Origin of the sequence: Streptomyces sp. NPDC059718, from assembly GCF_042733315.1 — a bacterium.
Classification (GTDB): domain Bacteria; phylum Actinomycetota; class Actinomycetes; order Streptomycetales; family Streptomycetaceae; genus Actinacidiphila.
Map to the genome: position 1 here is coordinate 91455 of NZ_JBHWGA010000002.1, position 13065 is coordinate 104519.

At 67.7% G+C, this 13065-nt stretch carries 13 protein-coding genes; 10 read left to right on the forward strand and 3 right to left on the reverse strand.

From position 1 onward, the window contains the following. Position 1 precedes the first annotated feature (1 nt). Both ACFV3E_RS02895 and ACFV3E_RS02900 read right to left on the reverse strand, forming a co-directional pair. The gene (locus tag ACFV3E_RS02895; protein WP_500533062.1) at positions 2-1369 is read right to left on the reverse strand and encodes an FtsK/SpoIIIE domain-containing protein; all 1368 of its coding nucleotides are present in this window, start codon (positions 1367-1369) and stop codon (positions 2-4) included. A 508-nt stretch (positions 1370-1877) separates the two neighbouring features. Continuing rightward, positions 1878-2042: a hypothetical protein gene (locus ACFV3E_RS02900; RefSeq protein WP_500367875.1), complete on the reverse strand. Its 165-nt coding sequence runs from the start codon at positions 2040-2042 to the stop codon at positions 1878-1880. Positions 2043-2637: 595 nt separating this feature from the next. Here ACFV3E_RS02900 and ACFV3E_RS02905 point away from each other — a divergent pair. The 4 genes from ACFV3E_RS02905 to ACFV3E_RS02920 all read left to right on the forward strand — a co-directional run bounded on the left by ACFV3E_RS02905 (position 2638) and on the right by ACFV3E_RS02920 (position 5156). Continuing rightward, positions 2638-3060 (forward strand): RusA family crossover junction endodeoxyribonuclease, encoded by a 423-nt coding sequence (locus ACFV3E_RS02905; RefSeq protein WP_500533063.1) that lies wholly within the window; start codon positions 2638-2640, stop codon positions 3058-3060. Continuing rightward, positions 3036-3716, forward strand: a complete 681-nt coding sequence (locus ACFV3E_RS02910; protein ID WP_500533064.1) for a hypothetical protein — start codon at positions 3036-3038, stop codon at positions 3714-3716. The genes ACFV3E_RS02905 and ACFV3E_RS02910 overlap by 25 nt, the downstream gene beginning before the upstream one ends. Positions 3717-3804: 88 nt before the next feature. Next, positions 3805-4257: a GntR family transcriptional regulator gene (locus ACFV3E_RS02915; RefSeq protein WP_500533065.1), complete on the forward strand. Its 453-nt coding sequence runs from the start codon at positions 3805-3807 to the stop codon at positions 4255-4257. Continuing rightward, positions 4254-5156, forward strand: coding sequence for a phosphotransferase enzyme family protein (locus ACFV3E_RS02920; protein WP_500533066.1), 903 nt, complete (start codon positions 4254-4256; stop codon positions 5154-5156). The genes ACFV3E_RS02915 and ACFV3E_RS02920 overlap by 4 nt, the downstream gene beginning before the upstream one ends. A 5-nt stretch (positions 5157-5161) precedes the next feature. Here the strand turns inward: ACFV3E_RS02920 and ACFV3E_RS02925 are convergent, their stop codons facing one another. Next, positions 5162-6532, reverse strand: a complete 1371-nt coding sequence (locus ACFV3E_RS02925) for an NsdA family TPR-like regulatory protein (RefSeq protein WP_500533067.1) — start codon at positions 6530-6532, stop codon at positions 5162-5164. Positions 6533-7129: 597 nt separating this feature from the next. On the opposite strand from ACFV3E_RS02925, the gene ACFV3E_RS02930 reads away from it, so the two are divergent. From ACFV3E_RS02930 to ACFV3E_RS02955, 6 genes are all read left to right on the forward strand, one after another. Then, positions 7130-7393, forward strand: a complete 264-nt coding sequence (locus ACFV3E_RS02930; RefSeq protein ID WP_500533068.1) for a DUF6284 family protein — start codon at positions 7130-7132, stop codon at positions 7391-7393. Continuing rightward, complete coding sequence (locus ACFV3E_RS02935) at positions 7390-8244, forward strand: DUF2637 domain-containing protein (protein WP_500533069.1); 855 nt, start codon at positions 7390-7392, stop codon at positions 8242-8244. The genes ACFV3E_RS02930 and ACFV3E_RS02935 overlap by 4 nt, the downstream gene beginning before the upstream one ends. Next, the gene (locus ACFV3E_RS02940; RefSeq protein WP_500533070.1) at positions 8244-8630 is read left to right on the forward strand and encodes an RRQRL motif-containing zinc-binding protein; all 387 of its coding nucleotides are present in this window, start codon (positions 8244-8246) and stop codon (positions 8628-8630) included. The genes ACFV3E_RS02935 and ACFV3E_RS02940 overlap by 1 nt, the downstream gene beginning before the upstream one ends. 355 nt (positions 8631-8985) lie before the next feature. Beyond that, positions 8986-11097 (forward strand): ATP-binding protein, encoded by a 2112-nt coding sequence (locus tag ACFV3E_RS02945; RefSeq protein WP_500533071.1) that lies wholly within the window; start codon positions 8986-8988, stop codon positions 11095-11097. Positions 11098-11301: 204 nt separating this feature from the next. Further along, a complete protein-coding gene (locus tag ACFV3E_RS02950; RefSeq protein WP_500533072.1) occupies positions 11302-11754 on the forward strand; it encodes a hypothetical protein in 453 nt (150 codons plus the stop codon). Between the two features lie 400 nt (positions 11755-12154). Further along, on the forward strand, positions 12155-13060 hold the full coding sequence (locus ACFV3E_RS02955; protein ID WP_500533073.1) for a bifunctional DNA primase/polymerase: 906 nt from the start codon (positions 12155-12157) through the stop codon (positions 13058-13060). Positions 13061-13065 lie beyond the last annotated feature (5 nt).

Genomic DNA, 13065 nt, shown 5'->3' on the forward strand with positions numbered 1-13065 from the left:
CTCACTCGGGGCCCGAGCGGGGCCGGGGGAAGGGCCCGGGCTCCGCCGGTCCGTCCTCCTCGCCCTCGGCGGAGGGGCGGTACCGGTCCAGGGCCGGCAGGTCGGGCACCAGATGGGCGTGGGCCCGGCACACGGCCGCGGTCTCGGCGATCGACACCAGCGGGGTGCGGATGTGGGACCAGCCCCCTGAGACGTCGCCCGCCACCGCGACCCCCACCCGGTCCGGGGCGATGGCGGTCGCGGCGGCCATCGCCTCGGACGAGATGTCGCCCAGGCCCACCTCGGCGGTCTGCTTGTTGACGCGGTGCACGACGCGACCGGAGAGCTGGGACCGCAGCGTCGCGGCGCCCTTGCCGAGCTCCGCCCCGAAGCGCTGCCCGCAGATCTCCAGGTAGATGCCGACCGCGCGGGCCCGCTGCGCCAGCCGGATCAGGTCCGCCACCATGCGGTCCCGTCGTTCCTCGTCCTTCTTCGTCGTGCTGAGGAACAGTTCGGCGACCTCGTCGACCAGCACCACGACGGGCACCGGCCGCACGTACGCGGGCAGCCCCCAGATGTCGGAGGCCACCTCCTCGTCCGGGGCGTCCAGCGCCGTGCGCTGGCACTCCTTGAGCACCGCGAACCGGTGCTCCATCTCCCCCACCAGCGCGTCCAGCAGCTCCGCCGCCTGCTCCCGGTCGGTCGCCAGGGCCGACAGCCGGGACGCGTACGGGATCTGCTCCACCCCGCCCTTGCAGTCGATCCCCACCAGGGCCACGGGCAACCGGGCCAGGTTCATGATCAGGTTGCGCTGGTACACCGACTTGCCCGACTGGTTCGCCCCGAGGGTGAGCGCGTGCGGGATCTCCCGGTAGTTCCGCACGAAGGCGGTCCCGTCGTCCCGCAGCGCCACCGGCACCACCATCGGGCCGGACGGCAGGCGGCGCGGCATCCGTACGTCGCGGAGCACGTCGTAGCCGGTCATCCGCAACTCGACCACCCCGGGGCCGAGCTCGACCACGTGCACCGCGTGCACGCCCCACGCATGGCGCAACCGGTTGGACGCCGCGGCCACATCGGCCGGCTCCAGCCCGCCCGGCAGCCGCAGCCGGACCCGCATGCCGGTCAGCGAGCCGCCCACCCGCCGGATCCTCGGCGGCACCGGCCGCACCTCCCTGCGCCCCGCCGCCCGCCCCGCCAACGCCCGCGCCCACGACGGCGGTACGGCCAGCCCGCACGCCGTCATCGTGGAACCGTAGGTCGACAGGAACCGCCCCCAGGCCAGCGGCAGCCCGAACAACAGCCAGAACGCCACCGGGAACCGTCGACGGGCATAGGCCAGGCCACCGGCCGAGGCCAGCAGCAGACCCAGGAGCGCGACACCCGTCATGGTGATCAGCCCTTGCCGTTCGGGACGGCGGCCTGGACCGGCGCGGTGACCGCCCGCGGCACGCGAGCAGATCCCATGCCCGGTTTGACCGTTAAGCGTATTCTCTCACCCCCGCCCCCGCCGCCCGGTCACCGACACCGGCGGTTCGCCGGACGGTCGGCCCCGACAGGCCCGGCGTACGGCGGCGTCGAGGCTTTCACCCGTCCCCGCCGCATGAAGAAGGGGTGCCCCCGTGTCTTGGGGCACCCCTTCCGTCCAGCGCCTTCGCCGGCCCGGCGCGGAGAGTGTGGGACGTGAGCCCACGGTGACATCACCGCCAGGACGTTCCTCAAGACCTTCCCCCCAGCGCGTAGGCGACCGATAAAGCCGCTGCTCGGGACCGAGGTTCGGCCTCCGATGATCCGGCCGGCCCGCCGGCGCACTCGCCTGGTTCTGCTCGGCCTCGCGCTCGCAGCAAAACTCGGGCCCGAAGCCGTTCCGCCAACCCCCTGAGTTCAGCGCGGTCCGATCACCGACCATCACGTCGCTTGGTGACCTGCCACCAGATCACGACCGCCACGACAGTGATCAGGCACAGCAGCGCCAGCCCCAATCCGGGGGTGCCGTAGTAGAAGTGGAACCCTCCACCGCGTCGGCGGAGCGCGAGTTCGAACACGGTGTCTGTCGAGGTCATGATCAAGGACTGTAGGGCCGAGCCGTGGTGCCGCACCAGGTCCGGCGTGCGGCATCCGGTTTTCCGGATCCACAGCGGCCATCGCGCACGAAGAAGGGGCGCCCCCGTGTCTTGGGGCACCCCTTCTGTCCAGCGCCTTCGCAGGCCTAGTGCGGAGAGTGTGGGATTTGAACCCACGGTGACATCGCTGCCACGACGGTTTTCAAGACCGCACGCTTTCAAGACCGAACCGCCGCCTGACCTGCGGCGACGGCAGCCAACAGGACTCTGGCCGTGGCCACCTGGCCGCAGGTTGGCCGCAGCACTCCGGGGGACCGACTTCAGGCGGGGCGCACGTACTGTGGCAGACGGCCCTCGGTGTACTGGACAAGACCAGGACAACGAGCGGCATGTTGAGTGCCAGCTCAGACCCGAGGGACGACGCCGATGAAGTACACAGTGCGGCGTGGCCGGAGCCGGGTGAATCGATGGCAGGTTCCACCATGCTGGCGTGCCCATCTGCATTGAGCCCTGGTCACGGCTGCCGGCGGGGAGAATCAACCCGTAGGCTGACGCCAGACGGTGGACGTGCAGTCCAGGGAGGGGAAAAGATTGGATGATATGGGAATTTGTGGTTCCCGGCATCCCGCTCTCAGTTAACTCCAAAGACGCAAAGAAGAAGCAGCGATGGATTGAACATGTCCGCACTTGCGCCACCGAGAAGCTACCCGAGGACGGGTTTCCGCTCGTGGACGACGTGTCCGTATCGGTAACGTATTTCCATGTGGGGCCGACAGATGTGGATATCGACAACATCTTGAAGCGGATCATTGACGGCACATATCCCGAAGTGTTGGTAGATGACGCACAGATCCAAGATGTTTCGGCATCCAGGAGGGACATGCTGGATGGATCATTTAAGAATCCACCATCAATCATCCTTCCTCACCTACTCAATGGTGATCCGTTCGTTTACGTGACCGTATATTCAGCTATGGTGCAGGAGGAGTTGCCATGGATTGGCAAGATGCAACGGTGAGGGCGCTGCGTGAGCGGGCGAAGAAACTCCCGCCCGATTGGGCAATGTACACCAATGTAACCAGCGGCGAGCATCTGCCAGAGGGTTTCATCGTCAATCCGGGCGAAGAGTTTGATGCCATCGCTGTCGGGCCCAACGGCGGCATCATCTTTGAGGTTGTTCAGCAGCGGTCTGCTGGTTCACAATCCAAAATTGCCCAAATTGAGCAAATTCGCCAGCGTCTTCACGGTTTTAATGGATGGGATATTGAAGTCCTCATCCTCCCACATATGTCACGCTTGGCCCAAGGGGGCGAAATTGAGGACAGGCTGCAAACCGTCTCTGAGCTGGTGGAATCCGGCGAGTCCACAGGGAACCAAGAACTCCTGAGAGCTGCGTTCGTCCTAGCCTTTTCTGTCCTAGAATGGACTTTGGCGCGGCACTTTCAAGATGTCCCACAAAGTCGACCTTTGGGTGTGCGCCAGATGGTTGAGAAGATGGTTTCCGAAGGACTCCTATCAGAAGGCGCCTATCGTGAGATCCGAGAACTTCAAAGCGTTAGGGCTGAAATCGTTCACGGTCTTTCCGTGACGGAGACGATCGATGGGGACACCGTTCGGCATATTGGAGAGGTAGTAGAGAGGCTTAACGCGGAGCTTTCGCAAGTACAGATGTAATGCGAGACCGGCATTTTTCCCTCCCCTCGCGGCTAACATCGAGGGAAACGAGGATCATGGCGGGGAAAGCCCGGGAAGGAGGCAGAACGTGCCGCAGGCCAGTCCGCGAGGTACGTACTTGCAAGTCTCTGAGTCACTGCGCCAGAAGATCGAGACGGGTGAGATCGAAGACGCGCTGCCGTCTCAGGCTGCGCTCGTGAGCGCGTACAAGGTGAGCCGCAGCACCATCGAACGGGCGCTTGCCGCGCTCAAAGCTGAAGGTGTCATTGAGTCGGTACAGGGCGCTGGGTGGTTCGTTACTGGGAGCGGTGACCGCCGGCCGTTGGCCGAGAAGGTGACTGACCTCTTGCGGGTCGACGGGGTCAGGGTTGGCGACCGCTTCCCGACGGAAAAGGAGCTGTGCGAGAGGTTCGGAGCGTCGCGAACTGCCGTCCGCTCTGCTATCGCGCTGATGGAGGGTCAAGGGCTCATCGGCAAGGGCGCGGCGCGAGGGCGGGAAGTGCGTGCGTTGCCGGTCGGGCAGGGGACTCAGACGGCATGACGGCGACCCAACGAACTGAGTTCGACGCCGACGCGGCGGGCGCCATCTTGCGCAAGGCATGCGAGGTCGCAAACGTGGAACCGGACGGAATCGAGATGCTTCGGTTCGGCGACCATGCGGTGTTCCGCGTAGACGGCGGCCGTATCATCTCCCGGGTCGGCCGGAGTCCAGATCGGCTTCCTTCTGTACGGAGGGAAGTGGCCGTGGCGGAATGGCTCGCGGCGGAAGGATATCCGGCGGCTCGACTTGTCACGACGGCCGAACAGCCGGTCGTCATTCAGGGCCACCCGGTTACGTTCTGGGAAGGTCTTTCAGACGGAGATACGTACGCGAGTACGGGAGAAATGGGCGTATTGCTGCGGCGGCTGCACGAACTGGAGTCGCCGCCTTTTTCGATCCCACTCCTTAAACCTTTCGAAAAGGTTGCGGTGCGTTTGAAGAGTGCCGCCATTGCGGACACTACCCGGAATTTCCTCCAGTCCATGGCCCACGATTTGGCGGCCGAGTACGGCCGCCTCTGCTTCGAGCTTCCAGCGGGTCATCTGCATGGCGACTTCAACGTGGGAAACGTCCTGCGTGACACGGTTGGTCGTCCGAAGGTCATCGACTTGGACGGGTTCGTTACAGGCCCCCGAGAATGGGACCTCATGCAGACTGCCATGTACTACGACAGCTTTGGTTGGCACACAGAAGCCGAGTACGCCGATTTCGTCGCCGGGTACGGGTTCGACGTGCGGGAATGGTCCGGGTACACAGTTCTGCGAAGCATCCGGGAACTTCTGATGGTCACATGGCTTTCCCAGAATGCCAGCACTAATCCACGTGCGGCTGAGGAAGTCGAGAAGCGGGTGCGAAGCCTACGCTCGGGTGGGTCTCGCCGGGACTGGGCGCCGTTCTAGAAACGTCACGTCTGTTGCCAGAGGCGGAAGCTGCGGGCCTGTTCCTCGAATACACGGAACTCCGCAGCCCGCCTCATTCCGTCCGTGATGCGTCCCTCGAATTCCCGTACGTATTGAACACAGCGCGCAGACTTCAACCCCTCGCCGAGTTGCAGCGCATTCAACGCGATATCAAACCCACGGCCGATCTCGCCTTGATTGATGTATGTCTCGGCCTGAACCATCGTCGCGAAGAAGTCGCTTCGGTTGTTCAGGCCGTCTCCGAAGATGGAGCCCCCACCCCGCTGCGCAGCTTCGACGGAGCGCCCCAGGTCGCGGAAGCAGTGGCCTATCTCGGCCGCAAGCTCCACTTCGTCGAAGTACGCGATATACGGCGGGTCACTGTTAGCCGTGCGCTGGCTGAGCTTGCGTTCCGCCTCCACAAGCGCGAGGTCACAGCCCCGCTCATCCCCGAGGCGAGCCAGTGCCCGCGCCTCCATCGCGCGGAACTGTGCGGCCATGGTCGGCCCTAGCGCGGGACCCGGACCGGCATATGCGGCACGCGCGAGTGTTGCAGCGTCCTGGTACCGCCCCAGGAACGTCGCCTGATGGCTCATGGCGGACAGGATGCTCCCGCCGAGAAGCCTGTCACCGGCCGCTTGCGTCATGCGTAGCGCCTGAATGAGGTAGCGCTGAGCGATGCCGTGAAGTCCACTGTCGTACGACATCCAGCCGGCGAGTAGGAGCGCTTCCGCCACGGCTGAGTGCAGTTGCCTGCCCACGTCGTCGGAGTACTTCCCATCAAGCATCGGCCGGACATCCGTGTGCAGGTACTGAATCAGCGCGCGCCGGGCATGGCCACCGCCGAACTTGCCATCGAGCATGCTGAACGCATCGGCCGTCGAGCGCACCATGTCCACGTCCACCGCGCCAACCGCCCGGTTGCCCGCCCGCGTCAGGTCTCCGTCCGGAGGAGCCACGATCCAGCGGAGGGACGCCGTGTTCCAAGCCGCAGAATCCGGCAGTGCCCGAACCAGCGTCTCAGCGTCGGCAAGGTCGGCACGCCAGAGGTCGGCCACGGTCCTGGCCGTGCTTTCCGGCCTGTCCGCGAAGTCAAGCCCCAACTCCGGCTGCACGGCGGACACGGCCGCGTCGCCCATCCCGACGTCATCGATCGTGAGACGACGTCCCACCTTGCGCCCGATCGCGTCGGCGATGAACTGAGGCATGTTGCCGCGCGGGATGGAGCCCTTGAGCCACCTGGTCACGTACGTGTGGTCACAGGTGACGTCCTCGCCTGACAGTGCGGCGGCAGTGACCACTGCGCGTGCAAGGGACTTGTGGGAGAAGGCGGCTTCCTGCATGAGCGCGGCCAGTCTGGCGTTCTGATCTGCCATCGAACCCCCGGAGAGCGGCCGTAGTCCCAGCTTGACCCATCGTCACTCTACGCAGGTCAGGGCCACGGTGCAGAGGGTTTGCACGTGGGAGTGCACGAGTGCACCCCCAAGTACACGCTCCCGAATTCCGCATGGACTGAGCAGAGTTGAACCACCACCACGCGCGGCCGGCCCACGGCTCTGCGTCGAAATCCACGGGTTGACGGCGCGGAACTCTTCTGGCAGCGTGAGTGGTAGGTGATACACACCACGCAAGGTGTGTCGCCGCTGCATAGCGCCCGGAGGGTTCGGTGACAGGGATCCGAAGGAAGCGTCCGCTCCTTGAGAACTCAACAGTGTGCTGAGGAAAAACCGCCCTGCCTCTGCAAACAAGTGGGCGGCGCGCGTGGGCTCTCCCTGCGTGCGAGTACAGCGCGTCTAGATCATTCCGCGGCTCTACTGCTGCGGCCGGTTGCCTCCTCCGCCCGTCCGGTGCTTTGCGCTGTACGGGCGGGGTGGCGGGGAGCCGGAGTTTCCGACTTCAACGGCGCGCACCCCCGGAGGGCCAACTCCGGGGGTGCTGTTCGGGCCGTTCCTCCGTGAAAGGAACTGTGACCCATGGCGTACATCGCTGCACGTCAGCCGGTTGTTACCGGCGACCTGTCCGATGGTGAACCGTCGGACGCTGAGCTGTTCGCGATCGAGCGTGAGATGCCCGTCGTCCTGGCGGAAGTCGAGTTGCTGGACGCGCAGATCATGACGCTTGACCGCACCCCGTCCGAGGTGGATGCCCGGCGTCTGCGTCGGGCCCGCCGGCGTGTGCTCGCCGCACGGCGGGCGCTGGCCAACAGCCCCGCCGGGCAGTCGGGCGGTGCCGCGTGAACCTCAAGCGCAAGGGGCGGGCCGCCCTGGTGCTGGCTCTGGTCGGCGTCGTCGGCATGGCCTTCCGGGTCTCCTGGAATGCCCTGCGCGACGTCGCCGAGACCATCGGCGCCGACGCCACCGCGGCGACGTTGTATCCGTTCGTGGTCGACGGCCTGATGGCCCTGGCCCTGATCGCCACCCTGGTCCTGACCGATCGGGACCGCCGCTTCGCGCTGCGGGTCCTGGCCACGTACACGGTCGCTTCGCTGCTGTTGAACTACGTGCACGGGCTGGTGCCGGAGCTGCACGGCGGGTCGGTCGACTGGGGGCGGCTGGCCGACTGGGACCCGGCGAACTGGGCCCTGGTGCTGCTGGCGACCTCGCTTCCGGTCGGGTCGATCTACTTCGGCTCCGACCTGGTCGCCAAGGTGCTGCACCACCAGTCGACCCCGCACGCGAATGCGGAGGAATCGACCGAGACTAACAGGAATCGGTCTACGGCTGACCTGGAAGAGTCGACCCCGCCGGAGCCTGCTCCGGTCGCGCTTCCCGCCCCGGCCCCGCCCGTGGAAGTCGAGCCGGTCCGGTCGATCGAGTCGGCTCCCGTCGCGGTGGCGGCTGCGGAGCCGACCCGCCCCCGTGGGGCGACCGGTCGGGTCCCCGAGGTGGCCCGTACGCCCCGACCGGTCCGCACGGCCGATGAACTGCTGATCGAGGCCCGTAAGGCAACCGCAAGTTGGGCGATCGAGGACCTGACGGCGGAGGGCATCCGTCGCGCGGTGCGTACCTCGCCGGCGAAGGCGCGCGTGCTGCGCGAGACCCTGCGGGCAGAGCGCACCGACAGCAGCGACGTTGAGGTCGTTGCCTGATGTCGCCGGCGTTCGGGAAGTGCTACGACCCGTCCGGCGCCACGTGGGGGATACCCACCTTCCCGTGGCGCCTCGCCCCCGACGGCTACGCCACCCGCCGGCAACTACGCGCCCGCGGCTTACGGCCCGGTGGTCAGCCGGTCGCCGCTCAGCTCATGCGTCAAGCCCGCCGGCGGAAGACCGGGGTCCTGGTCGCCTACCTCTACCGGGTCGACCGCGCGAAGCCCGTACGGCCGATGACCCCCGGGAAGCGGGCCGCGCTCGCCGCAGCGATGACCGCCCGCCGTACCTGCCCCGCCTGCCGCACCGATGCCGGTTACTGCATCCCGACGTCGCTCGGCATGTGCGTGCCCTGCGCCTACCCCGACGAACCGCGCACTGAGTAGTTCAGGTCAGAACAGGCCAGCGACCACGGCGCCAACCCATGCGCCGTAGGTCTTCCAGCGATGTGACGTTCGGCAGTAGAGACGCGGCTTCCGGCGTCCCCCCTGGTTGATGCGTGTCTTGCACCACCGGCAAGGCAGTTCGCCGTGATAGCTGCCGTCATCCCGCAGGTAGGCCCCTTCCATGATCGGGACTCTATCGAACCCCCGATCGAGGCGTACGCCGCCGGACACGTCGCGCCGCCCAGCTCATCGGCACTGCTGCCTGACCCGCAACACCGGAAGCCACCGCCCGGGACCCCGTCCCGGGCTTCCCTTTGCGTGCCCCGGGAGCGGGGCAGTCTGGAGACCCCGAAGCATGAGTGACAACGTCGTTCGACTGTTCAAGCACCCCGACCCCGACACCGCGCCCGCGGTCGACCTCAAGCCCATAGCGGCCCCTGAACACCCGCGGCCCACGCGGCGTTGGGTCCGGTCCGGGCGCGCGGTGAAGACGGCGGCGATGCACGAGCGCACGAAGACCGTGGCGCGTGCGGTGATCCGGCACGGCATGTACGTCCTCGGGGGCACGCGGATCGTGGTCCGCCGTACGTGGGAGGGCCGCACCGCGGCCCGCTACGAGCGGATGCTGCGCGCGGCGGAGGCCGCGGGGCAGTTCGATGAGGCGATGCAGTGGGAGGAGCGCGGTCAGCGCTTCCGCGCCGCCCGGCACCGCCGCCGCATGGACCTGCTCTACTCCCCGGTGGCCGCTGCCAAGGGCGTCCTGGTCGGGACCGGGGTCGGTATCGGTGGCCTGGTCGCCCTCGGCATCGTCATGGCCATCGCGACCAAGGACGTCACCGACGTCGTCACCCCGATCATGGCCGTGATCAAGTTCATCAACCTGATGATCACCATCGTCCAGGTGGTGTGGGGCCCGATGGTCCACATCGGCCCGTTCCTCGCCCTGCTCGCCCTGTGGGCGGTCGGGCGGCACCAGCAGGCCGCCCCGCAGTGGACGATGCCCGCCAACGTACGGTCGGGCGAGGGGGAGCCGATCACCCCGTCCATCGTGGTCAAGGCACTGCGCGACCTCGGGGTGCCCGCGCTGCGGAACGCCATCAAGGAGATGGGCGACGCCGGCGCCTCCATGCTCGGGCCAATCCGGATCGCCGGATGTGGCGTGGAGGTCGACGTCACCCTCCCGTCGGGGGTGTCCACGATCGAGGTGCAGAACCGGCGCCGCAAGCTCGCCGAGAACCTCACGAGGCACGAGCACGAGGTGTTCATCACCATCCCGACCGCCGCGCGCACGGTCCGGCTGTGGATCGCCGACAGCGGTGCGCTGGACGAGCCGATCGGCCCGTCGCCCCTCACCACAGACGAGACACTCCGGGCCGACTACGCCAAGGGCCGGGCCCCGTGGGGCCAAGACCTGCGCGGCGACGCCGCAGCCCTGAGCGTGTATCAGCGGCACCTGCTCATCACGGGCCTGTCCAACCAGGGCAAGACAGCCGCCCTGCGGGCGCTCGCGCTGTGGCTGGCACTCGATCGGTCGGTTGAGTTCCGGGTCGCGGACCTCAAGGGCGCGGGCGACTGGGCCATGTTCGACGGCCTGGCCACGGTGCTGATCCAGGGCCCGACCGATGACCACGTGATCCAGGCGACCGAGATGGTCGAGAGCGGCGTGACCGAGATGGAGCGGCGCCTGACCGCCCCGCCGGGCAGTGTCTTCCCGCCGCTCATCGTGCTGGTCGATGAGGCGCAGGTCGCGTTCATGTGCCCGCTCAAGGACGAGGACAAGCGGCCCTACGGCGGGTCCAAGGCAACCTCGCGGTACTTCATGGCCGCCCGGAAGATCCACAACCAGGGCCGTGCGGTGAACGTGCTGCTGTGGCAGGGCACGCAGGACCCCACCGACCAGAACCTCCCCAAGCTCGTCCGGGAGGGCGCCCACACGCGTGCCTCGCTCGCGCTCGGTACGGAGTCGCAGGCCCGTATGGCGCTGGGGGACAAGGCCGTCGACGGCGGCGCCGCCCCGAACCTGCTCCGTCCGGGGCTGGACAAGGGCACGGTCGTCGTCGCCTCCGATGGCATCGCCATCCCGGCAGGTCAGGCGTCCATCACGGTCCGCACGCACTACATCGACACGGACACCGCGGCCGAGATCGCCGACCGGGCCAAGGCGATGCGGGACGGGGTGACCACGCTGCGGGTCATCGAGCCGGGCGAGGACCGTGACCCGCTGGTGGACATCGCCGGCGTCGTCGGGGACGCGTCGCGGGTGCTGACGCAGGACGTGCTCAAGCGGCTGACGGCGCTGAACGCGGACGCTTACGGCGGCTGGTCGTTCATCGACCTCAAGCGCGTCCTGGACGGGACCGGGGCCGAGCCCTACAAGTCCGACGGCCGCATGGTCATCGGCCGCGACCGCCTCGCCCGCGCGCTCGCCAACCGCGACACGGATGGTTCCGCTTCCGCGGGCGAGTAGAGGGAGCCGCACCCCGGGCGGGTCAGGGAGGCAGGGAGAACTCCCTGAACCCCTCCCTGACCCGCCTCCCTGCCCCTGACCAGGACGAATGATCCATCAGGGAGTCAGGGAGGACCGCAGGTCAGCACCCCTGAAACCTCCTCCTGAGGCACCCCACCAGGGGGTGCCTCCGCCTCCCTGCGCCATGCCGAGAAGGGATTCCGCATGTTCCCCGAAAGCACCCCCGCCGCGGCCACCGAGCAGGCCGTGACCATCCACCAGCCCGTACCGATGCAGGCGTACACGGCCCCGCTCGTGCCCATACAGCCGGACACCACCGTGGCGAGCGTCGTCCTCCCGGACGGCCGCGTCGTCACCGGCTACACCCTCACCCCCGCACCGGTACCGGCGTCCACCGAGGCGCGGCCGGCCGTCTCGCGTACCGCGGTGAACATCGCGTTGGGCGGTGTCGGCTTCGCCGCCGTGTGCGGCGGGCTGGTGCTGCTGACGACGTTCATCGCCGCACTCGCGGCCCTGGTCCATCAGCTCATCATCCTGGCCGCGGTCATCTTCGGCGGATGGATCGCCGCGCAAGTCCTGCGCAGTGACAAGGGCGACCGCGGGACCACGGTGAACATCCGCAAGGCCGTGTTCAAGCGCAACCACTTCCACGGCTGAGACGGGTGGAGGGCAACGCTCTCGGTCCTGCCTACGAGCGCTCCCTATGGCCAAAGCGACGATCGAACCAGGAGAGGAGCCACTCTCGACCGACCCCGAAAACGGCGACAGTGGCGCCTAGCTTCGCGCAGGCCGGCAGGACAACCGCGAACGGTGCGTCGGAGATGAGCATCACCCCAACACCACCGATTACAGCAGCGGCCAAACCCTCCATGACGCCCCTGAGCAGCTTCCGGCCCACGCCGATTCCCCCCGATTCCCCTTCACCCCCGCCGGCCAGGGGCGCTACGTCTCCCTGTCCGCTAACCACCCCACCGTGCAGAAGCGGGCCGCCCTCTCGCCAAAGACCGCGGCCCGCCCCAATTCCAGAACCCAGCAAGAGAACTGGAGGACACCCAGCATGACGCACGACGCACGACCAGCGCTGCTGTCCGCAGCGTTATTCGCCGCCGAACGCGGATGGGCGGTGTTCCCGCTCCGCCCCGGCAGCAAGCGGCCGGCCCTTCACGGGGAAACAACCTGCCCCGGCACGGGGTCCTGTGCGGCGGGGCACCGGAAGTGGGAGCAGCGCGCCACCACCGATCCCGAGCGCATCCGCGCCACCTGGTCACAGGGCCCGTTCAACGTCGGCATCGCCACCGGCCCCTCACGGCTGCTGGTGGTCGACCTGGACATGCCCAAGCACAACAGCAGTGCAGACGCGCCTAGCGGCGCGGCGACCTTTCGAGCGCTCTGCGCGCGCGCCGGCAAGGCCGTCCCCACCACCTACCGGACGCGGACTGCAAGCGGCGGAGAGCACCTGTACTTCACCACCCCGCCCGGCATCCGCCTGACCAATACCGCCGGCACCGTTGGGCCGTTGGTCGACACCCGCGCATGGGGCGGGTACGTCGTCGCCGCCGGCTCCGAAACACCCTCGGGGCGCTACGAGGCCGTAGGCGGCCCTGTGGCCGTCCCACTGCCCCGATGGCTGCAAAGCATCCTGGAACCGGCCCCCAAGCCCGCACAGGCCCCCTCAGTGGCCGTAGCGGGGCAATCACGTCGATACGCTGACATTGCGCTCGCCAACGAGACGCGGAACGTCGCAGGGTCCCAACAGGGCTCGCGTGAGGCGGCGTTGTTCCGGGCGGCCCGCGCCGTGGGGCGGTTCGTCGCGTGGGGCGACCTCCCAAGAAGTGTGGTCGAGCAGGCTCTTCAGGAAGCGGGCGAGGCAGCCGGACTGCCGGCGTCCCAGTGCCGATCCACCCTGCGCAGCGCCCTGAACTGGTCCATCGCCCACAACCCGCGACGCCGGGACACGGCATGACCACC

Excerpts from the sequence above, each read along its gene's own strand:
- ACFV3E_RS02895 (WP_500533062.1), bottom strand. The coding sequence starts at position 1,369 with ATGACGGGTGTCGCGCTCCTGGGTCTGCTGCTGGCCTCGGCCGGTGGC.
- ACFV3E_RS02905 (WP_500533063.1), top strand. The coding sequence starts at position 2,638 with ATGATATGGGAATTTGTGGTTCCCGGCATCCCGCTCTCAGTTAACTCC.
- ACFV3E_RS02950 (WP_500533072.1), top strand. The coding sequence starts at position 11,302 with ATGTTCCCCGAAAGCACCCCCGCCGCGGCCACCGAGCAGGCCGTGACC.
- ACFV3E_RS02955 (WP_500533073.1), top strand. The coding sequence starts at position 12,155 with ATGACGCACGACGCACGACCAGCGCTGCTGTCCGCAGCGTTATTCGCC.
- ACFV3E_RS02925 (WP_500533067.1), bottom strand. The coding sequence starts at position 6,532 with ATGGCAGATCAGAACGCCAGACTGGCCGCGCTCATGCAGGAAGCCGCC.
- ACFV3E_RS02910 (WP_500533064.1), top strand. The coding sequence starts at position 3,036 with ATGGATTGGCAAGATGCAACGGTGAGGGCGCTGCGTGAGCGGGCGAAG.
- ACFV3E_RS02940 (WP_500533070.1), top strand. The coding sequence starts at position 8,244 with ATGTCGCCGGCGTTCGGGAAGTGCTACGACCCGTCCGGCGCCACGTGG.
- ACFV3E_RS02945 (WP_500533071.1), top strand. The coding sequence starts at position 8,986 with ATGAGTGACAACGTCGTTCGACTGTTCAAGCACCCCGACCCCGACACC.
- ACFV3E_RS02920 (WP_500533066.1), top strand. The coding sequence starts at position 4,254 with ATGACGGCGACCCAACGAACTGAGTTCGACGCCGACGCGGCGGGCGCC.
- ACFV3E_RS02900 (WP_500367875.1), bottom strand. The coding sequence starts at position 2,042 with ATGACCTCGACAGACACCGTGTTCGAACTCGCGCTCCGCCGACGCGGT.
- ACFV3E_RS02930 (WP_500533068.1), top strand. The coding sequence starts at position 7,130 with ATGGCGTACATCGCTGCACGTCAGCCGGTTGTTACCGGCGACCTGTCC.